15 protein-coding genes are annotated in these 22,404 nt (G+C 63.9%); 4 read left to right on the top strand and 11 right to left on the bottom strand.

Going from position 1 to position 22,404, the window contains the following annotated elements; genetic code table 11:
• Nucleotides 1–53: 53 nt before the first annotated feature.
• Nucleotides 54–1,028, bottom strand: coding sequence for a GTP 3',8-cyclase MoaA (gene moaA, locus EJB06_RS00880; RefSeq protein ID WP_126072109.1), 975 nt, complete (start codon nucleotides 1,026–1,028; stop codon nucleotides 54–56).
• 98 nt (nucleotides 1,029–1,126) lie between these two features.
• Entirely contained in the window at nucleotides 1,127–1,816 is a 690-nt protein-coding gene (locus tag EJB06_RS00875) for a CPBP family intramembrane glutamic endopeptidase (protein WP_126072108.1), read from the bottom strand.
• A 273-nt stretch (nucleotides 1,817–2,089) separates the two neighbouring features.
• On the opposite strand from EJB06_RS00875, the gene EJB06_RS00870 reads away from it, so the two are divergent.
• On the top strand, nucleotides 2,090–2,614 hold the full coding sequence (locus tag EJB06_RS00870) for a pyridoxamine 5'-phosphate oxidase family protein (RefSeq protein WP_126072107.1): 525 nt from the start codon (nucleotides 2,090–2,092) through the stop codon (nucleotides 2,612–2,614).
• A gap of 59 nt (nucleotides 2,615–2,673) precedes the next feature.
• On the opposite strand, the gene EJB06_RS00865 is transcribed toward EJB06_RS00870, so the two are convergent.
• Both EJB06_RS00865 and EJB06_RS00860 read right to left on the bottom strand, forming a co-directional pair.
• The gene (locus tag EJB06_RS00865) at nucleotides 2,674–3,366 is read right to left on the bottom strand and encodes a CPBP family intramembrane glutamic endopeptidase (RefSeq protein WP_126072106.1); all 693 of its coding nucleotides are present in this window, start codon (nucleotides 3,364–3,366) and stop codon (nucleotides 2,674–2,676) included.
• 67 nt (nucleotides 3,367–3,433) lie between these two features.
• Complete coding sequence (locus EJB06_RS00860) at nucleotides 3,434–4,096, bottom strand: SMI1/KNR4 family protein (protein WP_126072105.1); 663 nt, start codon at nucleotides 4,094–4,096, stop codon at nucleotides 3,434–3,436.
• Nucleotides 4,097–4,305: 209 nt separating this feature from the next.
• Between EJB06_RS00860 and EJB06_RS00855 the strand changes: the two genes are divergently transcribed.
• Together EJB06_RS00855 and EJB06_RS00850 are read left to right on the top strand one after the other, a co-directional pair.
• A complete protein-coding gene (locus EJB06_RS00855; protein WP_126072104.1) occupies nucleotides 4,306–6,723 on the top strand; it encodes a DUF6531 domain-containing protein in 2,418 nt (805 codons plus the stop codon).
• Nucleotides 6,724–6,802: 79 nt separating this feature from the next.
• Nucleotides 6,803–10,609 carry a DUF4132 domain-containing protein gene (locus tag EJB06_RS00850; RefSeq protein WP_126072103.1) on the top strand — a complete coding sequence of 1,269 codons (3,807 nt, stop codon included), beginning with the start codon at nucleotides 6,803–6,805 and terminating at the stop codon, nucleotides 10,607–10,609.
• Nucleotides 10,610–10,694: 85 nt separating this feature from the next.
• Here the strand turns inward: EJB06_RS00850 and EJB06_RS00845 are convergent, their stop codons facing one another.
• Together EJB06_RS00845 and EJB06_RS00840 are read right to left on the bottom strand one after the other, a co-directional pair.
• Nucleotides 10,695–11,456, bottom strand: a complete 762-nt coding sequence (locus tag EJB06_RS00845; protein ID WP_126072102.1) for an HNH endonuclease — start codon at nucleotides 11,454–11,456, stop codon at nucleotides 10,695–10,697.
• 10 nt (nucleotides 11,457–11,466) lie between these two features.
• Nucleotides 11,467–13,839 (bottom strand): AAA family ATPase, encoded by a 2,373-nt coding sequence (locus EJB06_RS00840; protein WP_126072101.1) that lies wholly within the window; start codon nucleotides 13,837–13,839, stop codon nucleotides 11,467–11,469.
• 233 nt (nucleotides 13,840–14,072) lie between these two features.
• Between EJB06_RS00840 and EJB06_RS00835 the strand changes: the two genes are divergently transcribed.
• A complete protein-coding gene (locus EJB06_RS00835; protein ID WP_126072100.1) occupies nucleotides 14,073–14,732 on the top strand; it encodes a suppressor of fused domain protein in 660 nt (219 codons plus the stop codon).
• Nucleotides 14,733–14,872: 140 nt separating this feature from the next.
• Here EJB06_RS00835 and EJB06_RS00830 read toward each other — a convergent pair whose 3' ends face one another.
• From EJB06_RS00830 to EJB06_RS00810, 5 genes are read right to left on the bottom strand one after another with little or no spacing between them, the layout of a single operon-like run.
• Nucleotides 14,873–15,619: a peptidylprolyl isomerase gene (locus EJB06_RS00830; RefSeq protein WP_126072099.1), complete on the bottom strand. Its 747-nt coding sequence runs from the start codon at nucleotides 15,617–15,619 to the stop codon at nucleotides 14,873–14,875.
• Nucleotides 15,620–15,633: 14 nt separating this feature from the next.
• Nucleotides 15,634–16,317 carry a respiratory nitrate reductase subunit gamma gene (gene narI / locus EJB06_RS00825; protein ID WP_126072098.1) on the bottom strand — a complete coding sequence of 228 codons (684 nt, stop codon included), beginning with the start codon at nucleotides 16,315–16,317 and terminating at the stop codon, nucleotides 15,634–15,636.
• A gap of 10 nt (nucleotides 16,318–16,327) precedes the next feature.
• Complete coding sequence (gene narJ / locus EJB06_RS00820) at nucleotides 16,328–16,993, bottom strand: nitrate reductase molybdenum cofactor assembly chaperone (protein ID WP_370660102.1); 666 nt, start codon at nucleotides 16,991–16,993, stop codon at nucleotides 16,328–16,330.
• Nucleotides 16,993–18,549, bottom strand: coding sequence for a nitrate reductase subunit beta (narH, locus tag EJB06_RS00815; RefSeq protein WP_126072096.1), 1,557 nt, complete (start codon nucleotides 18,547–18,549; stop codon nucleotides 16,993–16,995). Before narH ends, narJ begins: the two co-directional genes overlap by 1 nt.
• Nucleotides 18,546–22,256, bottom strand: a complete 3,711-nt coding sequence (locus tag EJB06_RS00810; RefSeq protein WP_126072095.1) for a nitrate reductase subunit alpha — start codon at nucleotides 22,254–22,256, stop codon at nucleotides 18,546–18,548. The genes narH and EJB06_RS00810 overlap by 4 nt, the downstream gene beginning before the upstream one ends.
• Nucleotides 22,257–22,404: the final 148 nt, after the last annotated feature.

Below are 22,404 nucleotides of genomic sequence, written 5' to 3'. Positions count from 1 at the left end.
GCTGACGCCATGATACGCCGCCGCGTTGCCGAACGGAACCGTCGCGGCTGCGCTCATCCACCGGTTTGCGACATGAAACGGATAATTTTGCCGGGCTGTTCGCGGAATTCGTGCTTTTCGGGTTTCAGTTCGACGGCGGCGCGGATCGCCTGTTCCAGTTCGGCATCGCTGGCGCCGCCGCGCAGCAGCGGGCGCAGCTCGACCTTGTCTTCCTGGCCGAGGCACAGGTAGAGGGTGCCGTCGACCGACAGGCGCACGCGGTTGCAGTCGGCGCAGAAATGTTGCGACATCGGGGTGATGAAACCGACACTGGTGCGCCCGTCCGGCGTGGCCAGGTAGCGCGCCGGTCCGCCGCCGAGCTTGGCCGGCTGGTGGATCAGGCCAAAACGGCGGCGCAGGTGGCGCTCGACCGGCCCCAGGTCGAGCCAGGTGGCATCGCGCCCGGTCGCGCCCATCGGCATGGCTTCGATCAGGCGCAGAACGAACTGGTGCTCGATGCAGAAAGCGACCATGGCATCGATCTGGTGCTCGTTGACGCCGCGCAGCGCCACCATATTGATCTTGATCGGCTCGAAGCCGGCGGCCTTGCCGGCCATGATGCCGTCGAGGATCATTGCCAGGCTGTCGCGGCCGGTGATCTGCTGCATGCAGGCGCGGTCGAGCGAATCGAGGCTGACGTTGATGCGCGAGACACCCGCCGCGCGCAAGGCCTCGGCATGGTGCGCCAGGCGGGTGGCGTTGGTCGAGAGCGACAGGTCCTCGATGCCGGGCAGGCTGGACAGGCGTCCGGCCAGTTCCGGCAGGTTGCGGCGCAGCAGCGGCTCGCCGCCGGTCAGGCGCAGGCGGCGCGTGCCGAGGCGGCCGAAGGCGCCCACCAGGCGCGCGATTTCGTCGAAGGTGAGCCAGTGCTGCGGCTCTTCGAATCCTTTGAAGCCTTTCGGGATGCAATAACTGCAACGCAGGTCGCAGCGGTCCGTCACCGACAGGCGCAGGTATTCGATGGATCGCCCGTACCGGTCGCGCAACATGGCCCTGCTCCCCTGATGATTGATGACAGGACGATTGTAGCGGGATGGCAGGGGTTTGAATGTGCCCATGACGGGCTAAGGCGACTAGTCATAAAGGACTATGCCGCGCGCGCGCCCTGCATGCTCCGCCATGCAATGTGGGTCGTCGAGATGCCGATGCCCAGATGCAGCAGCATGACCCACAGCAGGCTCTGGGAAAGCCAGACCGCGGTTGCGAGCACGATGGCCAGGGCCATGTTGCCCGGGATATCGCGCGGCTTGTCGTAGCCGTAAGTCATTGCGTCGGCCAGCGAGGCCAGCATGATCGCCAGGAAGGCGCCGCTCAGCGGCGCCAGGGTCGTGAGCAGGAAACCACGGTACAGCAGATCGCTGCCGACTGCGACGGCAATCAGGTACAGGGCGAACAGGCGCGCCTCCGCACCCGTGCGCGGCAGCAGCTGGTTATTGCCCATCTTGCCAATGGCCTCGGCCATGCCGGGGTCGCCCTGCGCCAGCCGCATGGCGCCGTGCATGGCCAGGTGCCACAGCGCGATGACGGCGATGGCGGCGGCCAGCAGATAGCGTTCCCTGGCCGGCATCGCGAAGCGGATGCCGAATGCATCGGGGCCGAGTCCGCGTTGCCAGGCATGGGCCAGCAACAGCAGTAACAGCACGCACATGGTCCCGATCGAGGTCCAGTAGCGGGAGATGCGGCTGCGCGGCAGCCTCTGGCGCCGGATCGCATCCCACAGCTGATAAGCGGGAAAGACGAGCAGCAGGCACAGGCCGAAAATCCAGTCGAGCAGCATGGGGGTTTCTCCGAAGGCGTGGATGGCAGCCCGATTTTACCTTGCAAAAGGTGCAAGAGCGGCGCCGCTCGTGTCCTGAGTTGGAAATTGGTTGATGATTGAATGTGGCGACATCGTACCGGGACAGGGAGCAAAGCGCAGACAGGCCGAGGCCTGGCGAGCACTTAGGTTAGGTATGCCACATACGCTGGCGCGCTTGTTCCGTACCATCGGGGCTGGCTGCTCCCCATCGCGAGCACGGACACCGAATCACCAACTTGAACGGAGAAGCACATGGACTCGATTAACAAGAACCAGCCGGAAGACAATTACAAGGACCTGGGCGGCAGCGAGGCGCTGGAAAAACTGAAGGACATCGTCGACAGCGCCGAAACCTGCTTTTTCTGCACCCGGCACGAAGGCGGCGCGCGGCCGATGAGCGTGCGCCAGGTGGACGAACAGGGCAATCTGTGGTTCCTCAGCGCCGACGACAGCCACAAGAATGCGGAGATCGCCGCCAATCCGGCCGTGAAACTGTATTTCCAGGGGTCGACCAATTCCGAATTCCTGGTGCTCGACGGCGTGGCCACCATCACGCGCGACAAGGCCAGGATCAAACAATTGTGGAACTTCATCCTGAAAACCTGGTTCACCGAGGGCGAGGACGATCCGCGCATCACCGCCATTAAAGTCGCCCCGGGCCAGGGATATTATTGGGATAACAAGCACGGCAAGGCCGTCGCCGGCGTGAAAATGCTGGTCGGTGCGGTGATCGGCAAAACCCTGGATGATTCGATCGAAGGCAAGATCGCCGTTTGAGTCGTTTGAGCCGTTTGAGCCGTTTGAGCCGCTTGGGCCGCTTGGGCCGTTTGGGCCGATTACACCGCCATCGGCTTGTGGTCGCGATACGCGGCGACGACGCTGATGGCGCCGTACAGCGGCAAACCGATATGCAGCACGATCAGCCACCACAGGCTCTGGGTAAAATAAAAAGCCAGGGTAAATAGGAAGGCCGATACGATGCTGCCGATGAACTGCGACTTCTTTTCGTAGCCATGTCCGATGCCGTACGCCAGCGCAGAGAGAATGACGGCGCCGGCCGTGCCGGCCACGGGCGTGAGCAGCATTAACAGGAAGCCGCGATACAGCAATTCCCAGCCTGCGCCGACCAGCACGACCACCGGCACGAAGGCGGCCAGTTCGCGCGGGCTGCGCGGCATCTTGTCGTTTTCCCTGATCTGCTTGAGCATCTGCGCGCGCCGGACGCCGTCGAGCCCGGATGCATACAGCTTTTGACCAAGATACAAACCCGCGAACAGCAGCGCGGCGAAGCCCAGTCCCCATTTGCCCGCGGCCGACACCGGCATGTCCAGCCCCAGGGCCGCCGCGCCGCGCCCGCTCTGCCAGCAACTCAATCCCAGCACCGCCAGCATGACAAGCATTTTCGCGGCGCTCTTCCACTGCCCGGCGCCGCGCGCGCGCAGCGGTCGATCCTTTCGGTAAAAGCTCTTCCACATCTGCGTGCAGGGAAGAACAATCAGGAGATAGAACGCGAGGAGCCAGTCGACCATGAACAGATGCCTTTAAAAAGAAACGATGACGTCACGATGCCTTGCGGCGCAGCGCAAGGAAGATCTTCTACGACGGAAGTGCGCCCAACACCCCGCCGCTGTGCGTGACCCGGCTGTTCGAGTCCGGATACAGCGCGATCAGCTGGCGGTCGATGAAGTAGTACTCGGCCAGGATGGCCGGGCTGCCATTGTCGTCATAGCGCACCATGAAGCAGCTTGCCTCGTCCATTCTGTGCTGCGCATGCGCCGAACGGAACGCAGCAAGCGATTCCGGCGCCAGGCCGCGCTCGACGGCCTTGCCGGCAAAGGCCTGTTCAGCGTAGACCGACACCAGGCAGCGGAACAGGAAACCATCGATCGATTCGTGCACCTTGCCGTATTTAATTCCTTCGTCATAGGCGAAGATCTTTCCCGAGTTCAGGTCCAGGCAAAAAGCGTCGCCGGTCAGGCTCGATCCAAAGTAAGACGTCCCGGCCGGTAATGCCATATCGGGATGGCCGTCCAGGTAAACGCTTTTCAGCAATTCAAAATCAAAATCGCCCTCATACCACCTGAAGATCCGCAGCCGTCCTTGCTTCCCGCCGCCAAACCTCGTCAGGCATTGCACATGATCGTCGCGCAGGACGATCCCGTGCCCGTCGGCGAATTGCCGGATCGCCGATTCGGCGACCGGAGCGGCATCGTCGACATATGGTGTCAGCAGGTCAAGCAGTCTACGCAACAGGCTCACGTCAATCCCTTCACATGGTGGCCGCCAGTGGCGGGATGACGACAGATCGCCTCGCTGTCCGCAAGCCCGCCATCGTCGCACGCCTTGATGGGCCCAATGCAAGAAAAGGAAGATTATCGTTTTGGAAAGTGTGTATACTGTCACAAACACATTTGTCCGATCGGACTTTTTCGCGCACATCGACTATCACGAGCCAAAGCATTTCCTGAATGACAACTATTCTCGATCAAGACAGCTCGGCTAACTTCAACAGTGCACTGCGCACCATGCGGCGCGGCCAGGCACGGCTCACAGGCGATGGCACGGCGCCTTGTCCGCTGCGATTGCTGAGAGCCAATCCCGTCAATCCGATTTCCGGCAGCAAGATCCTCGCCGGCGTCAGCGAGCTCGACTTCGCCCTGCCCGCCGCCCTGCCCCTGGCCTGGCAACGCCTGTACAGTTCCGCGCAGCGCAGGAGCGGCCTGCTGGGCCAGGGCTGGAGCACGCCGCTGTCGGAGGCGCTGTATGTCAGCGACGGCCAGGTGGTCATCCTCGACGCCTTCCAGCGTGACATGACGTTCGCGCTGCCGCGCGTGGGCGATGCCCTGTATTCGCTGTCGGAAAAAATCACGCTGGAACGCACCGGCGAGCGCAGTTTCGAACTGATCGACGAGAACGGCCTGCGCAAGCTGTTCGCCATGTTGCCGCGCGCGTATGACAGCGCCGTGCTCGTCGCGCTGATCGACGCCAACGACAACAAGATCGGCATCGCCTGGAACGCCCGCCAGTTGCCCGAGAGCGTCGAAGACAGCGCCGGACGCGTGTTCGTGCTGGACTACATCTCTCATCGCGGACAGCTGCGACTGGGCAGCATCAGCGTGCAGCGCGAGGCGGTCGACTACGAGGAGCCGGTCAATGAAGTAGTCATGCGCTACGAATACGACGAGCTGGGCAACCTGTTCCGGGTGCTCAACCGCGCCGGCGAGGTGACGCGCCAGTTCGCCTACATGAACCACATCATGATCGAGCACGCGCAGCCTGGCGGCCTGGTCTCGCGCTACGAGTACGACGAATACGAATGGACCGGCAAGGTCACGCGCAACTGGACCAACGACGGCAGGTCGTGGAATTTCCGCTACCTGAACGGCGAAACCCTGGTCTACGACAACATTGGCCGCGAAGAGCTGTTCCGCTTCGACAAAAAACGCCGCTTCACCAGCATGCTCGACGCGCTCGGCGGCGAGACGGTGCGCCGCCTCGACAACCACGGTCATGTGCTCGGCGTTACCGCGCCGGGCGGACACAACACCACCTACCGCTACGACCGCCGCAGCCGGCTGATGCGCTCCGAATGCAACGGCAAGGGCACGGGGATCGTGTACGACGCCAGGCTCGACAAGCCGGCCCTGATCACCGATGCGCTCGGCGCCACCACGGCGCGGCGCTACGACGAGCGCGGCAATCTGCTCAGCGTGACCGACGCGCTCGGCAACCGCACGGCCTACGAGTACGACGCGCACGGCTCGCCGGTAAAGGCGACCGACGCATCCGGCGGCGTCAGGACCCTGGCCTACAACCGCGCGGCGCAAGTGACCAGCGTCACCGACTGCGCGGACAACAGCACCGGTTTCAGCTACGACGTCGACGGCAGGCTGCTGCGCGTGAGCGATGCGCGCGGCCGCGCGAGCTCCTTCAGCTACGATGCGGCGGGCCGCCTGACGGCGCTGGTCCGGCCGGACGGCGCCGCCGAGCGCTACGAGTACGACGCGCTGGGGCGCCTGCTGGCGTTCACGGACGCTGCCGACAAGCGCGTGAGCTACGAGCGCGATGTCGATGGCAAGCCGCTCAGGCGCATCGACGCGCGCGGCGGCGTGCTGGAATACCGCTACGACGCCGTGCGCCGCCTTAGCGAGTTGATCGACGAGCATGGCGGCGTGCAGCGCTTCGCCTACGATGCGCTCGACCGCCTGATCGAAGACGCCGGCGTCGACGGGCGCCAGACGCGCTATCGCTACGACGAGTCCGGCTGGCTGGCGGCAAAGGAAGAACTCGGCGGCGCGGCCCGCATCGAGACCACCTATGTGCGCAACAGCGCCGGCCAGGTGGTGGACACCTTCATTTCGTCCGGCACGGAGCAGTCGCGCCGGCGCTTCAGCTACGACGACCTGGGCCGCGTGACGCAGGCCATCCATGCCGATGCGATCGTGTCGCTGGAATACGACGCGCTGGGGCAGCTTTTGGTCGAGCGCACCGAGAGCGGCGGGGAAATCAGGGTCGTGCGCCATGCGTACGACCAGCTGGGCAACTGCATCCAGACCGTGCTGCCGGACGGGCGCGTGCTCGACAGGCTGTCGGACGGCTGCGGGCATCCGCACCAGATCGAGCTCGACGGCGAGTGCGGCCAGTTCCATTACGATCCGATCGGGCGCGTGCTGTCGCAGGTCGCGGGCCAGATCGTCGCCGCGCAAGGCGCAGCGCCGCCGGCGGCGCGCAAGGTCGCGTATGACGGGAACGGCAACCTGCAAGCCATCGACGGCAAGCGCCAGGGCCGCGAAGACCTGATCGGGCGCATGCTGTCGGCGCTGCAGCCGCCGCCGGATGAGCGCTTCGCGTTCGATCCCGCATACACGCTGCGCCCGCCCTTTTAACATCGGAAAAATTTTTTCAGCAACACGTGCCATGCAGGCGCTGGCCGCATGAGCACCTTCCCTACAAGGAAACAGCGACATGCAACGGTTCGAATATGACGATGGCAGCTCCCGCAAATTCTGGGAAGTCGACCAGGTGGGAGACACCGTCAACGTCCGCTACGGAAAAATCGGCGCGCACGGCCAATCGCAGAGCAAGAAACACAGCGACGCCGCCAGCGCGCACGCCGCGATGCTCAAACTGATCAGGGAAAAAACCGGCAAGGGCTACACCGAAACCGCAGCAGCCCCTGTTGCGGCAGCGGCCAGCGCGCCGCCAGCCGCCAGGCCCGCCGCCCCGGTCCGCGCTGCGACCACGCCTGCCCCTGCCCCTGCCCCAGCCCCAGCCGCGCAGCCACAGGCGCCGGGCGTGGCGCCATGGCTGGCGCCGGGCGATCCGGTCGCGATCCCCGCCGAACTGGCGGCGCAGGCACTGCCGACCCGCGCCGCACCGCGCCCGATCGATGCCAAAGCGGCGGCCGAGAGCTGGGCCGACTTCGTGCACGGCCGCGAGCGCTACGGCAGCGTCATCGCCGATGCCTCGGCGCCGCACCTGGCAGCGGCCGTCGACGAAGCCAACCAGCGGCTGGCGACCGCCAACGCCGACGGCTCGCCGGCATCCGACGCGATCCTGATGGCCGTTGCCGCCGGCCGCAGCGCACGCTTCAGCGACGAAGAAGCCAGTTCCTTTACCGACTTCCTGGTCGCCGCCAAAGGGCTGCCGTATGCGCTGGACGTCCTGCTCGACGCCCAGCGTCTGGGAACCGCGAACGAATGGCACGATCCGATCCGCGACTACCGCATCATCGTGCATGCCGCCATCGAGCGCCCGCTGGGGGTGAACCAGCGCGGCTACAGCCCTGCCGAAGTGCGCTTTCGCGACCATCTCGCGCTCGCGCCGCAGGCTGTCTGGGACCGCTGCGCCGCCCGCATCGAGGCGGCGGCGCCCGAACTGTCGCCATGGCGCCGCCCCTTGCTGGGACTGATCCTGCCCGACCTGCCGGACTTTTCCGAGACGATGGCGCGGGAACTGGGCCACGCCGACGGCCCCTCGAGCGCGCTCGCGCTGTACTGCAGCGTGCGCAGCGAGGCCGCCCTGTCCGCGCTGGCGCAACTCGCGCCCCACCACGACGACCTGCTGGCCTTCCTGCTCACGCCGTGGGTCGCGCCGACCCTGGTGCGCTCGTTCGGAGCACGCGCGCTGGAGATCCTGATGCCGGTCCTCGGCTACGACGATGTCAGCGACTATTTCCTGCATATCGGCACGCCTGAGGCGCTCACCGCGCTGGCCCGCGCGTCGAGCATCAACAAGGCCGCGCTGCAGCGCTTCCAGGCCGCCATGGGGCGCTGGCCGCTGGCCGCCATCGCGGCGCTCGCGGAACTGGCCGCCGGCAGCGGCAAGGATGCCGGCCGCTTTGCCTCCAGCCTGGCCACGCTGCTGCCGGCGCACCTGGCCGCGCTGCCGTCCCTGACGCCGTGGATGTCGGCATCGGCCCAGGCGGCCGTGGCACAGATCGCAGGCAAACTCGCGGCCGCGCCCGCGCTGGCCGACAGCGCCGAGCTGCCGCGCGTACTGTCCAATCCCCCCTGGCTGGCGCCGCGCAAGAAGACGGTGGCCGCGCTCGACCTGGCACCGCTGGCGCTGCCGGTGCGCGACACCTGGGAGGCCTCGGAGCGCGCGGCGCTGCTCGACAGCGACTGGGTCCAGCGCAGCCTGCGCCAGTCGAGCGCGCCGGATGTCGTGGTACGCAATCTGGGCATCGACGGGCGCAGTTCGAAGGGTGTCGACACCGCCGGCTTCGCGGCGCGCGCGGAGCAGGCCATTCGTGCGGGCGACGCGGCCGCCTTCTGCGCCAGCTGGAGCGACTATGCCAACAGCGGCGCGCACCGCTACAACTACCTCAGTTCACTGTACCTGCTGCAGTTGCCGGAGCCGCTGGGACTGGCGATCTGGAATACGCTGGGCGGCGAAGACGGCTACGGCGCCAATCTCGCGCTGGCCCACTTCGGCCTGGCCGCCCTGCCCGGACTGGTCGCCGCGCTGCGCCAGCGCCCCAACGAGGTGATCGACTGCGCCGCCCATGTGGCGGCGGTGGAGATGGCCGCGCCGATCGCGCGCGCCTACCTGAAGATGAAAACCTCGCGCGCCGCCGCGCAGGCGTGGCTGCTGGCGCATCCGGAATACGCCGCCTGCGGCCTGATCGCGCCGGCGCTGGGCAAAGCCGGCGAAGCGCGCGACTGCGCCGGCGCCGCCCTGCGCATGCTGGCGCGCCAGGGCCATGAAGCCCAGTTGATGGAGGTCGCCGCGCGCTACGGGCGCGCCGACGTCAACGCCGCCATGCGCGCCATGTTGGACGAAGACCCGCTCGACCTGCATCCGAAAAAAGTCGGCGCCGCGCCCGAGTTCTGGAAGCCTGCCACCTGGACCCGGCCTGTCCTGGCCAGCAACGGCAAGGCGCTGCCCGACGCGGCGCTCGATCACCTCGGCGCCATGCTGCGTTTTCCCAGTTCGGAAGGGGTATATCCGGGCATCGCCCAGGCACGCGAGGCCTGCGAAGCGCAGTCGCTCGCCAACTTCATGTGGGATGCCTTCAACGCCTGGATCGCCGCCGGCGCACCCTCGAAGGAAGGCTGGGTCATGGCCGGCCTCGGCCTGCTCGGCAACGACAACACCGCGCGCGAACTGACCCGCTTCATCCGCGCCTGGCCGGGCGAAGGCCAGCATACGCGCGCCGTCACCGGCCTCGATGTGCTGGCCACCATCGGCAGCGACACCGCGCTCATGCTGCTCAACGGGATCGCGCAAAAGATCAAGTTCAAGGCCCTGCAGGACCGGGCGCGCGAAAAGATCCAGCAAGTCGCCCAGGCGCGCGAGATGAGTCCCGAGGAACTCGCGGACCGCCTGGCGCCGGACCTGGGGCTGGACGCGCAAGGCGGCATCGACCTCGATTTCGGCCCGCGCCGCTTCCGCGCCGGCTTCGACGAAGCGCTCAAGCCGTATGTGCTGGACCAGGATGGCGCGCGCCTGCCGGACCTGCCCAAGCCGCGCCAGAGCGACGATGCGGCGCTGGCGGCGGCCGCCGTGGAGCGCTTCAAGATACTCAAGAAAGATGCGCGCACCATCGCCTCGCAGCAGGTGCTGCGCCTGGAGACGGCGATGTGCGCACAGCGGCGCTGGACGCCCGGGGTGTTCGACACCTTCCTGGCGCGCCATCCCCTGCTCGGGCACCTGGCGCGGCGCATCGTGTGGGGCGCGTATCGCCCGGCGGCCGACGCCACCCATGGCGGCGAGCTGCTGGCCTGCTTCCGCATCTCGTCCGAGGGCGGCTTCACGGACGGCGCCGACGACCCGTTCGACCTGCCGGCGGACGTGGTGATCGGCATTCCGCATGCGCTCGACATGGCGCCCGACACCGCGACCGCGTTCGCGCAGCTGCTGGCCGATTACGAAGTGGTCCAGCCATTTCGGCAACTGGGGCGCGACACCCATGCCATCGGCGCGCAGGAACTGGCGGCGTCCGCGCTCAAGCGCTGGGACGGCGTCACCGTGGACAGCGCGCGCCTGCGCGGCCTGGCCGGCAAGGGATGGCGGCGCGGCGATGCGGGGGACGGCGGCATGATCACCTACCTGTCCAGGGAACTGGGGCGCGGACGCCTGATCGAACTGTATTTCACGCCCGGTCTCCAGGTCGGCATGAGCGAGGAACATCCGCGCCAGACCCTGGGCGAACTGCTCACCGGGCGCGCCGGCAAATGGGGACAGATCGAGCAAGCCGAGCCGTTTTCCACGCTCGATCCGGTGCATGCCAGCGAAATGGTGCGCGATATCGACAGCCTGCGCGGTTGACGAAGCGGCAGCTGATCGACGTCGACCTGGGCGCAGCCATCATCGACGCGCACTCGATGTGGCCTTGCGTCGGGCCTCGCGCCATCTAAGCGACCGTACTCAGGAGTGCGTTGTCGAGCGCAGCCATGAAATCCAGCAATTCTGGATGCTTGCCGTCGTGCTGAGTACGGAAGGATTCGATGGTACTGATCGCCGAATTGAGTCCGGGCGCGGCGTCGAGCAGCATGCGTTCTTTGGCGACCTTGTGCAACAGTGCCGTACAGAGGTGGCGTCCCTGGGGCGTCAAGCCCTTATAGATCGAAATACTTCCATGGTTCGTCGCGATGTGGACGAAATCGACATGGTCGGCATAATTGTGGAAGCGCGGGTGAAACATGTCGGGGTATTCCCCCGGATGCGGATAGGCGAAGCGCCGCAGCGGAATCGATCCCCACACGTCGGCCCCCTTCAGCCGATTACAATCGGCACAGGCCACTGCGAGATTCCAGAAGTGCAGGGAAAAGTGCGGATAATCTTTTTTCGGAAGCACATGTTCGATCGGCTTCGCATGCGCCATACGGAACAGCCACTGCCGGCAGTAACAGCAGCGCTCCAACTGCTGTACGGTCAGGAAGTCGCGCAGTGCCGTTTTGATGTTCTGGGCATTGACCGGATCCTTGGCCTTGTCCTTTTCCGCATTATGTTTCGACAGCGGCCCCCAGCCGTCGAGCCGCTCGCGACGGGAAGTACGCCAATATGCCGCAATGACACCGAGCGTGGCGGCGCGGTGTTTTTTCGTCCTGTGGACCTGGTCGCAATAGGACTTGAATTGTTCGCGCATTTCCGCGCGGGTAATCAGGGTACGCATCGTTGCCTTCTCAGTTCCTGCCCAGCAGCTCTACGATTGCCTTGCGGGCGCGCTCCAGCAGGTCCAGGTCGCCGTTTGCCAGGCTATCGGGCAAAGCGTCGGCGGACGCTTTCACGATCGCCCTTGCGCGCGCGATCGCATCCACTGCTGCGCTCTCGTCCGCATCGTCGCCCCGCACGCCATTGACGCGCCTGATCGTGTCGGCGACGAGATAGGCGCAGCGCTCCGCCACCCTGCGCGTATGCGGCGTATACGTCTCGAAGTTATCGAACAGCACGGCGTCCACGGATTGCTGGCTACCGTGTTCAATTTTCGTCAAGGCCCATTCATGGGCGGAAAAACAGTCAAGGCCCGCTTCAAGCGCGCTGGAGATAACGACTGGTGAATGGGTTGCGACGGCAATGCCACATCCGAATTGGGTGCTGACGATCTCAAACATGCGCGGAATGGCACGCTGCCACGCGACGTGCAGGCTGTTTTCCGGCTCGTCGACCAAAAACAGCATGCCGTCAATGGCGACGGCGCACAGTTTAATCGCGAGTGTAAGTAACTGTTGCTCGCCTGAACTCAAGGTGTTAATTTCAATGACTTTGTAAGTAGCGTTGCTCCGTTTAAACCCAAGGCTCGTTTTAGAAAGCGATACCTTGCTGTACAGCTCAGCGTTCACCTCAGCAATAGGGGTCAAGGCGAGGATCGAGCTCCTGTGATTGGCGCGTAGTCCATCATTTAACACCGAGGCGTCTTTCGGCAGGATGAACAGCTCGCACTGAAATCCGATCGCTTCCAGAATTTGCCGGAAGATGTCGAGTCGCACCTGATCGGTTTGGACGATTTTTGTCAGCCGGACGATTTGCTCGGCCGTTTTAGCACCGGTAATGCTGGTCTCGGTCGTACGCGCCCCCAGATACTTGAAGCGCGACATATCTCTCGTCCTGGCAAACGGAAAACGGTCACGGTGGCCAAACGCGATGCCGGTGGTGTGCATCCCTTTGCCGGACATCGTTTTGGCTAGCTGCAACAACAGAGCACTTTTTCCCGCGCCGTTATTTCCGATAACGAAGACCGGCCGTGGCTGTGCGTGCCGCATCCGACCTTCCAGCAACTCCTCCAGGTGCAGACTGTCTATTTTGGGGAATTGAATGTCTCCCGCCTTGGCTTTGCCCTGATATCGTCCCCTCGCCAGCGACCATTGAGCGCGCTCGATGTCGGTGCGCGGCACCAATTTGCACAGTGAGGCCACGTCGCGATAACCGTTGCTGAAGTGACGCGAGAAATACCCCCGCAAGTGCCCAAGATCGCGCACCGGGGCGGAGTGAAAGGAGACGTCCTCGCCCTCGCCCCACAGGCGAATCAGGCTACCGACGAATACCATGGCGTACTGGCCGGCGTTCTCCGCGTCTTCCTCGAGAAGCCTTGCCGCGTTAATAAAAAGGACCTCAGGCATCGGCAGCGGGGTTCTGCCGCCCAGCACCAGCAAGGACGTGGCCGGACCTCTTGGTTTTCCCGGCCGAAGCGATCCCAGGTCGACGACGGCGTGCAGAAAACGATGGTGGACGATGTGCTGGCGTACCGTTTCGGCGATACCTGTACTTGTCAGTTCCGCTGCACGTACGGCAACGATGGCAAGTTCGAACGTTTCCTGCCTGGCAAAGATTTGGTCCAGGACACCGGTAGCGTCTCCGGCGTCGACGGGATGATTTCCGGTGAACGGCACGTTAATCAATAACAGTTCGGCGAGCCCCCTTGCGTCACCGCCCGTATCGACCGTGATGCCATGGATCGCCAATCGCAGCCGGACGAAAAAATCATCCTCGGGAAGCATGCTGCAGCGTACTGCGCTTAGCGGATGGCCAAGGCGCTTTAACCTGACTGGCAAGTCGCCGGTATACAGCGAATATTCCCAGATAGAATCGGAGGAGGCACCCAGTTCCGCGGCAAGGCGCGACGCCAGGTGGCTCTTGGGCGCGCCCGCACCGTACTCGTCCTCACAATGGGTTTCATAAAGCAGCTCGAAGAAATAGCTAGGCGTCAATTGCCGGATGAAACCACCTCGCGCAAACTCTAGCGCTTGCTCAAACGTCGTGTCGGGATAAGAAAACGGATTATCTCGATTCTCACATTGCAACTGGTCGCGCAGGGTGCCAAGCACTTGCGCATAAGACAGACTGCGTTCGCTGTCCCCACCTACTCTGAACATGTTACCGAGCTCTTCCTGCAGAGCCGGGAAAATGATGTCCGAGCGCTCGCTTGCGGCCAGACACATGCACCCGGAAATAGCGAGCAGCAGCGATTTCAGTTCCGCAGGAGAAATCCCCATCGTCCTTGCCGCAAAATCCAACTCGCGCAACAGATCGTCCATTGCTAATTGTCGCTCGTCCAACATGCTCTCCAGGCACCATTTAATGCATCAGAGTAAGCTATAAAATGCACTGAAAAGTCACCAAAAGTAACAAATCCACTGCATCGCGCAACTGGGCGAACGATGTGCGCCGTTCCAGACCCGGCGCCGTGTTAACGGCGGATCGGGGGAAGCAAGGAGGCCGACTTGACACGGATTCGACGCTTGGCCGTGCGCGTTGTATAGTCCACCTATCTCCATTTTCAGAAAAGCGATCCATGGCCGAGAAATCAGACATCCTGTTCGGCGTTGCCGAAGCCAATGACGAGACCCTCGCCGCCATGCGCCTGCGCGCCATGGCCACCGAACTGGGCGAGGCCGATCACATGGATCTGGACGACGATCCGGCCCTGCGCATCAATATCTATGCCTTCGGCCGCAACTTTGTCGAGGAATGCGACGTCGATGCCGAGGACCAGGAAGGCTATGTGCTGGTCACCTCGGGCATGAGCGACCGCCTGATGCACGGCCCGGATGAGGCCGACCTGGAAGAGACCCTGGCCGTGGAACTGGTCTGGAACGTCCCCGACCTCCATCCCGCCTATTTCGCCACCTTGCGCTGGCTGGCCAAGCTCCCGGAGATCGACAACACCTGGTTCGGCCAGGGGCACACCGTGCCGATGCCGACGCCGCCGCTGGAAGGCTGCCCGTTCAAGACCTTCCTGTTCCTGCCATCGATTATCCGCACCGACCGCGAACTGTTCGAGCATATCGACCACGACGGCCATGCGATCGGCACGCTGTGCGTGCACATGATTTCCGACAGCGAATATGCCCTGGTCCGCAACAGCGAGGACGGCCTCGGCGAGTTCCTCGACCTGCTCGACGATAACGACCACCCGCATGTGTTCAATCCTGCGCGGCCGCCGTACGTCTGAGCGTCATGCCGCTAAGGTCAGCTCCGTCATTGCCGCGCATGAACTGACGGAGCTGAGATTTGGGCGCCATGGAGCCTGTTGTAGCGGCATTCACTCCGACTGCGCCAGCACGGTTTCCAGGGTCCCCTTGTAACGGCTTTTTACTGCACCAGCGGACTGTCCGCGCCTTCCATGCTCAAGCCCTCGATCTGTGCCTGGCCGACCAGGATATGCAGGTACTGGTGCGTGGCGCGCTGGCTCGACTGGCGGTCGAGATAGGCCGCAATCTCGCTTTTCACCGCGTCGAAGGGCAGCAGGCGCCCCGCCACCCGCCGCAGCACCTGCACGATGTGCAGGCCGAAGCGGGTTTCCAGCAAGCGGCCGGCCAGTTCGCCTTCGCCCAGGCGGAACACCAGTTCCTCGAACTCCGGCACAGATTGTCCGCGCGACAATTGTCCCAGGCTGCCGCCCACCTTGCCCGAACTGCAGTTCGAATACTGCCCGGCCAGTTCGGCGAAGCGTTCCGGATGCGCCTGCAACTCTTCCAGCACGGCTTCACCGGTGGCGCGCAGCAATTCCAGCGGCGCGCCCGGGGTGACCTGAAACAGGATGTGGCGTGCCTCGACCATCTCGCCGCTGGTATAGCGCTGCGCATTGTTCCGGTACCAGGTCATGCACGCGGCCTCGTCGGCCTTCGGCACCTTGACCTGCAGCGCCAGCAGCGCTTCGATGCGGGCGTCGTCATCGCCCCCGCGCATGTCCAGCGCATCGGCCTGTTGCAGCAGCAAGGTGCGCAGCACCAGTTCGTGCACCGCTTCCTTCAGCGGATTGCCCGCCTCCCGATGATGCGGCAACTCGCGTTCGATGGCGACATCGTCGATCTCCACGCCATTCACAGAAATTCCCATGATGTTTCTCCCGATTAACGGCTACGCACGAGCTGGTAAGCACGGCCGAGGTAGGTCAGCGCGCCGAAGCCGCTCCACACGTGCACCAGGCGGGTGAACGGGAAGATCACGAACAGCGACATGCCCATGAACAGATGCAGCTTGAACAGCAGCGGTGCGTCGGCGATGAAGGCGGCGGCATCGGCGCGGAAGGTCACGATGTGCTGAGCCCAGCTCATCAGCAGCACCATCGTGTGGCCGTCCATATGGCCTGCCGACACGTAGATCGACGACAGTCCCAGCAGCAAGGTGGCAAGGATCCACAGCAGCACGATCTTGTCCTTGAAGGTCGTGGCCTTGCGCAGGCGGTCGTTGGCGAAGCGGCGCGCCAGCAACAGCACGATGCCCACCAGGCACAAGGTGCCCATGATGCCGCCGGCCACCATCGCCACCAGTTGCTTGAGGCCATGGCTCACGCCCAGGGTGTCCCACACCCACACCGGCGTCAGCAAGCCCGCCATGTGGCCGAAGAACAGGCCGATGATGCCGATATGAAACAGCGTGCTGCCCAGTTGCAGGCTGCCGCGATGCAAGACCTGGGTCGACTCCGATTTCCACGTGTATTGCTCGCGGTCGAAACGGATCAGGCTGCCGAGTAAAAAGATGGCCAGCGCGATGTAGGGATAAATCCCGAACAAAAATTGATGCAGGTAGTCCATGATGCCTCCTTTACGCACTGGCAGCGGCGCGCGCCGTGCGGGGATAAAAATTGATCGGATGCGTGCCGGGCGAGGCGAGCGGCTTGAGCAAGGGCTCGACGCCGTCCGCGCCCGGACCGAAGGTTTCCAGCGCCTCGTCCATGTCGCGCACCGGCGGCTCGCTCAGTTCCTCGGGCGCTACCGGGCTCAGATGCTCCAGCACGGCGAACACCCCCGCGTACGGGCTGGCGTTGGCGGCCAGCTTGCGCCCGATGTGCGCCAGCACATGCACCGCGTCCGACAGCAGGCGCGCGGCCTCTTCCGTGGTCTGCTGCGCCAGGAATTCGAGGAACAGCGGCACGAAGTCGGGCAGGTCGTCGCCCGTCATGTGCAGCCCGCCGCGCTTGTATTCCTCCATCAGGTCGACCATGGCCTGGCCGCGGTCGCGCGATTCGCCGTGAATATGCTCGAACAGGTGCAGCGAGTGCGAGGGATTGCGGTCGAAGGTGGTCACATAGTTCTGCTGCAGGTCGATCAGGGCGCCGTCGCTCAGGTAAGCGAACAGCGGCAGCAGCGGCGCGTGCAGCGCCGGCGAATGCGCCATCGCATTGGCCAGCGAGGGCAGCTCGGCGATCAGCTCCGGCTCCGGGTACAGCAACAGGCTCGACAGCACCTGATAGTGTCGATTGGTCGTCATCATGCCTCCTGCACGTCTTTCTTCTTGCGCGACTTGGGCATCGACATGAAGATGGTCGAGCCCTGCTTTTTCTTGCCGAACAGGCTGGTGTCGGTCACGCCGTCGGAACAGCCGTTGCCGAAGCTGAAGCCGCACGCGCCTTTTTCGTTGAAGCTGTCTTCCGCCATTTCCTTGTGGCTGCTCGGGATCACGAAACGGTCCTCGTAATTGGCGATCGCCATGATGTGGTACATGTCCTCGACCACGTTCTTGCTCAGGCCGACCTGCTCGAGCACGGCCAGGTTCTCGACCTTGTCCACGCTCTTGCTGCGCATGTAGGCGCGCATCGCCAGCATGCGGTCGAGTGCGCGGATCACGGGCGGCTGGTCGCCGGCGGTCAGCAGGTTGGCCAGGTACTGCACCGGAATGCGCAGGCTGCTGGTATCCGGCAAGATGCCGTTCATGCCCAGCTTGCCCGACTCGGCCGCGGCCTGGATCGGCGACAGCGGCGGGATGTACCACACCATCGGCAGGGTCCGGTATTCCGGATGCAGGGGGAAGGCCACCTTCCACTCCACCGCCATCTTGTAGACCGGCGAGCGCTTGGCCGATTCCAGCCAGGAATCGGGAATGCCCTGGCGCCGCGCTTCGTCGATGATGGCTGGGTCGTGCGGATCGAGGAACAGGCCCAGCTGCGACTGGTACAGGTCGCGCTCGTCGGGTACCGATGCGGCCGCTTCGATCCTGTCGGCGTCGTACAGCAGCACGCCCAGGTAGCGGATGCGGCCGACGCAGGTTTCCGAGCACACGGTCGGCTGGCCCGCTTCGATGCGCGGATAGCAGAAGGTGCACTTTTCGGCCTTGCCGGACGACCAGTTGTAGTAAATCTTCTTGTACGGGCAGCCGGAAATGCACATGCGCCAGCCGCGGCATTTATCCTGGTCGATCAGCACGATGCCGTCGTCTTCGCGCTTGTACACCGAGCCGGACGGGCAGGAGGCCACGCAGGTCGGGTTCAGGCAGTGCTCGCACAGGCGCGGCAGGTACATCATGAAGGTGTTCTCGAAGGTGCCGTACATCTCCTTCTGCATGTTGTCGAACAGCTTGTCCTTGCTGCGGGACGCAAACTCGCCGCCCAGGTCGTCTTCCCAGTTGGGACCCCATTCGATCTTGTCCATCTTCTTGCCGGTCAAGACCGAGATCGGGCGCGCCGTCGGCGGCGTTTCGGACAGCGGCGCGTTCTGCAGGCGCTCGTAGTCGTAGGTGAACGGTTCGTAGTATTCGTCGATGGCCGGCAGGTTCGGGTTGGCGAAAATGTTGGCGAGGATCTTCAGCCGGCCGCCCTGGCGCGGTTCGATCTTGCCGGCGGCATTGCGTTTCCAGCCGCCATTCCATTTATCCTGGTTTTCCCATTCCTTCGGGTAACCGATGCCGGGCTTGGTTTCAACGTTGTTGAACCAGGCATATTCGACGCCGTCGCGGCTGGTCCAGACGTTCTTGCAGGTGACCGAACAAGTGTGGCAGCCGATGCACTTGTCCAGGTTTAACACCATGCCGATTTGCGCTCTGATCTTCATACGTGTGCTCCGTTCGTTTCTTCTACCAGGGGGCCTTCCAGCCACTCCACCTTGTCCATCTTGCGTACCAACACAAATTCATCGCGGTTCGAGCCCACCGTGCCGTAGTAATTGAAGCCCCACGACAACTGTGCATAGCCGCCGATCATGTGGGTCGGCTTGGTCACGGTGCGCGTGACCGAGTTGTGGATGCCGCCCCGCTTGCCCGACTGTTCCGCCCCCGGCGTGTTGATGATCTTTTCCTGGGCGTGATACATCAGGGTCATGCCGACCGGAATGCGCTGGCTGACCACCGCCCGCGCCGTCAGGGTGCCATTGACGTTGAACACTTCGATCCAGTCGTTGTCGACGATGCCGGCATTCTTCGCGTCCGCTTCCGAAATCCACACGTGCGGGCCGCCGCGCGACAGGGTCAGCATGCGCAGGTTGTCCGAATACGTGGAGTGGATGCCCCATTTCTGGTGCGGCGTCAGGAAGTTCAGCGCGATTTCCTTGTTGCCGTTGGGCGCCGCGCCCAGCATCGCCGCCGTGGTCTTGGTGTCGATCGCCGGCTTGTACACGCACAGTCCCTCGCCGAAATCGCGCATCCAGCGGTGATCCTGGTAGAACTGCTGGCGGCCGGTCAGGGTGCGCCATGGAATCAGTTCATGCACATTGGTATAGCCGGCGTTGTAGCTCACTTCTTCCGACTCCAGCCCCGACCAGGTCGGCGACGAAATGATCTTGCGCGGCTGCGCCTGCACATCGCGGAAGCGGATCGAGTCGTGTTCGCGCGGCAGCGCCAGGTGCGTGTGGTCGCGCCCGGTCATGGCCGAGAGCGCCGCCCAGGCCTTGACCGCCACGTGGCCGTTGGTTTCCGGCGCCAGCGACAGGATCATCTCGGCCGCGTCGATGGCGGTGTCCAGGCGCGGCTGGCCTTGCGAGACGCCCTCTTCCGTCACCGTGCGGTTGATGCCGCGCAGCACGTCCACCTCGTGCCCCGTCTTCCAGCCGATGCCCTTGCCGCCATTGCCCAGTTTTTCCAGCAAGGGGCCGATCGAGGTGAATTTCTTGTACACCTCTTTGTAGTCGCGGTTCACGACGGTCAGGTTCGGCATGGTTTTGCCGGGAATCGGCTCGCACTCGCCGGCGCGCCAGTCTTTCGGATCGAAGGGCTGGCCCAGTTCGCCCGGGGTATCGTGCATCAGCGGCGTCAGCACCAGGTCTTGCTGGGTGCCGAGGTAGGCGCCGCCGATTTCCGAGAATTTTTCGGCGATGCCCTTGTAGATCTCCCAGTCCGACTTGGATTGCCACAGCGGTTGCACGGCTTCCGACAGCGGATGGATGAAGGGATGCATGTCCGAGGTGTTGAGATCGTCCTTTTCGTACCAGGTCGCGGTCGGCAGCACGATGTCGCCGTACAGGCAGGTGGTCGACATGCGGAAGTCCAGCACCACCACCAGGTCCAGCTTGCCTTCGGCGGCGGGACGGATCTTCACGTCGCGCGGCTTGACGCAGTGGCTTTCGTCGCTCATCAGCGCGTTCTGGGTGCCTAGCAAGTACTTGAGGAAATACTCATGCCCCTTGCCGGAGCTGCCCAGGATATTCGAGCGCCACACAAACATATTGCGCGGGAAATTGGCCGGATTGTCCGGGTCGTCGCACGAGAAGTTCAGCTTGCCGGCCTTGATCTGCGATACCGCGTAGGCGGCCGGTTCCATGCCGGCGGCCTGGGCCGCGCGGGTGACTTCCAGCGGATTGGTTTCCAGCTGCGGGGCCGAGGGCAGCCAGCCCATGCGTTCGGCCTTGGCGTTGTAGTCGATCAGCGACATCGGCGCAACGTCGGCGCCGGCCGAGGGCGAGGAAATTTCGCTCGTGTGCAGCTTTTCGTGGCGCCACTGGCTGGTGTGGGCGTAGAAGAAGGAGGTGCCGTTCATCTGGCGCATCGGACGGTTCCAGTCCTGGGCAAAGGCCAGCGGGGTCCAGCCGGTTTGCGGACGCAGCTTTTCCTGGCCCACATAGTGCGCCCAGCCGCCGCCCGACTGGCCGACGCAGCCGCACATCATCAGCAGATTGATGATGCCGCGGTAGGTCATGTCCATGTGGTACCAGTGATTCAGCGCGGCGCCGACGATGACCATGCTCTTGCCGTGGGTCTTGTCGGCATTCTCGGCGAACTGGCGCGCCACGGTGATGACGTCGGCCGCCTTGACGCCGGTGTGCTTGACTTGCCAGCCCGGGGTGTAGGGAACGTCGTCTTCATAGCTGGTGGCAACGTTGCTGCCGCCCAGGCCACGGTCGATGCCGTAGTTGGCCAGGGTCAGGTCGAACACGGTGGTGACCGTGGCGGTGCTGCCGTCGGCCAGCAGCACTTTCTTGACCGGCACGCGGCGCAGCAGCATATCGCTGGCATCCTTGCCGCCGAAGTAGGCAAAGCCCACTTCCTCGACGGCATCGCGGCAATCGATCAGCGACAGCAGAGGATCGATGGCCTTGCCGCTGGTGCCCTCTTTCTGTTCCAGGTTCCAGCGGCCGGACTCGCCCCAGCGGAAGCCGATCGAGCCGGCCGGCGCGCAGATATTGCCGCTGGCTTCGTCGATGACCAGGGTTTTCCAGTCCGGATTATTGGTTTCGTCCAGGTTGTCGGCCAGGTGCGATGCGCGCAGGAAGTAGTCGGGCACCAGGGCGCCGTTGGTTTCCTTGAGCAGCACCAGCATCGGGAAGTCGGTGTACTGCTTGGCGTAGCCACGGAAATAGTCCGAGCCGCCGTGCAGGTGGAATTCCTTGAGCACCACATGGCCCATGGCCAGCGCCAGCGCGGCGTCGGTGCCTTGCTTGGGCGCGAGCCAGATATCGCCGAACTTGGCCATTTCGCCGAAATCGGAGGATACCGCCACCGTTTTCGTGCCTTTGTAGCGCACTTCGGTGTAGAAGTGGGCGTCCGGGGTGCGCGTCATCGGCACGTTCGAACCCCACACCATCAGGTAGGTGGAGTTGTACCAGTCGGCCGATTCCGGCACGTCGGTCTGTTCGCCCCAGACTTGCGGGCTGGCGGGCGGCAGGTCGCAGTACCAGTCGTAGAAACTGAGGGCCACGCCGCCGATCAGCGACAGGTAGCGCGTACCGGCGGCGTAGCTGACCATCGACATGGCGGGAATCGGCGAAAAGCCGACGATCCGGTCCGGGCCGTATTTCTTGATGGTGAAGGCGTTGGCGGCGGCGATGATTTCGTTGACGTCGTCCCATTTGGCGCGCACGAAACCGCCCAGGCCGCGAATCGACTTGTACGACTTGGCGCGTTCCGGGTCCTGGCTGATGTAGGCCCAGGCCGCGATCGGGTCCATGGTCAGGCGCGCTTCGCGCCACATTTGCATCAGGCGCCCGCGCACCATCGGATATTTGACGCGCTGGGCCGAATACACGTACCAGGAATAGCTGGCGCCGCGCGGGCAGCCGCGCGGCTCGTGGTTGGGCAGGTCGGGCCGGGTGCGCGGGTAATCGGTCTGCTGGGTTTCCCAGGTGATCAGGCCATTCTTGACATACACCTTCCAGCTGCACGAACCGGTGCAATTGACGCCGTGCGTCGAGCGCACGATCTTATCGTGCTGCCAACGTTGGCGATAGGCGTTTTCCCAGGTACGGTCCTCGTGGACCACGGCGCCGTGGCCGTCGGAAAACGTCTCCTTGGGGCGATTGAAGAACTTCAGACGATCCAGAAAATGACTCATGCTGCCTCCGCTTGAATGAGAGCGGCGCCTTCGATCGCGGCGCAACCCGATGAAAGCAGTCTACGCAGCCGCACTCACGATGCATATTGGCAAGAAGTCGGTCCGGCGCGGCGACAAGGCGTAGTCCGTCTAGTCCTTTGTGGCTATG

This window comes from Massilia atriviolacea (assembly GCF_003953935.1).
GTDB lineage: Bacteria > Pseudomonadota > Gammaproteobacteria > Burkholderiales > Burkholderiaceae_D > Telluria_A > Telluria_A atriviolacea.
Note: the sequence above shows the minus strand (reverse complement) of the source record. Positions and strands in the feature narration are given on the sequence as shown.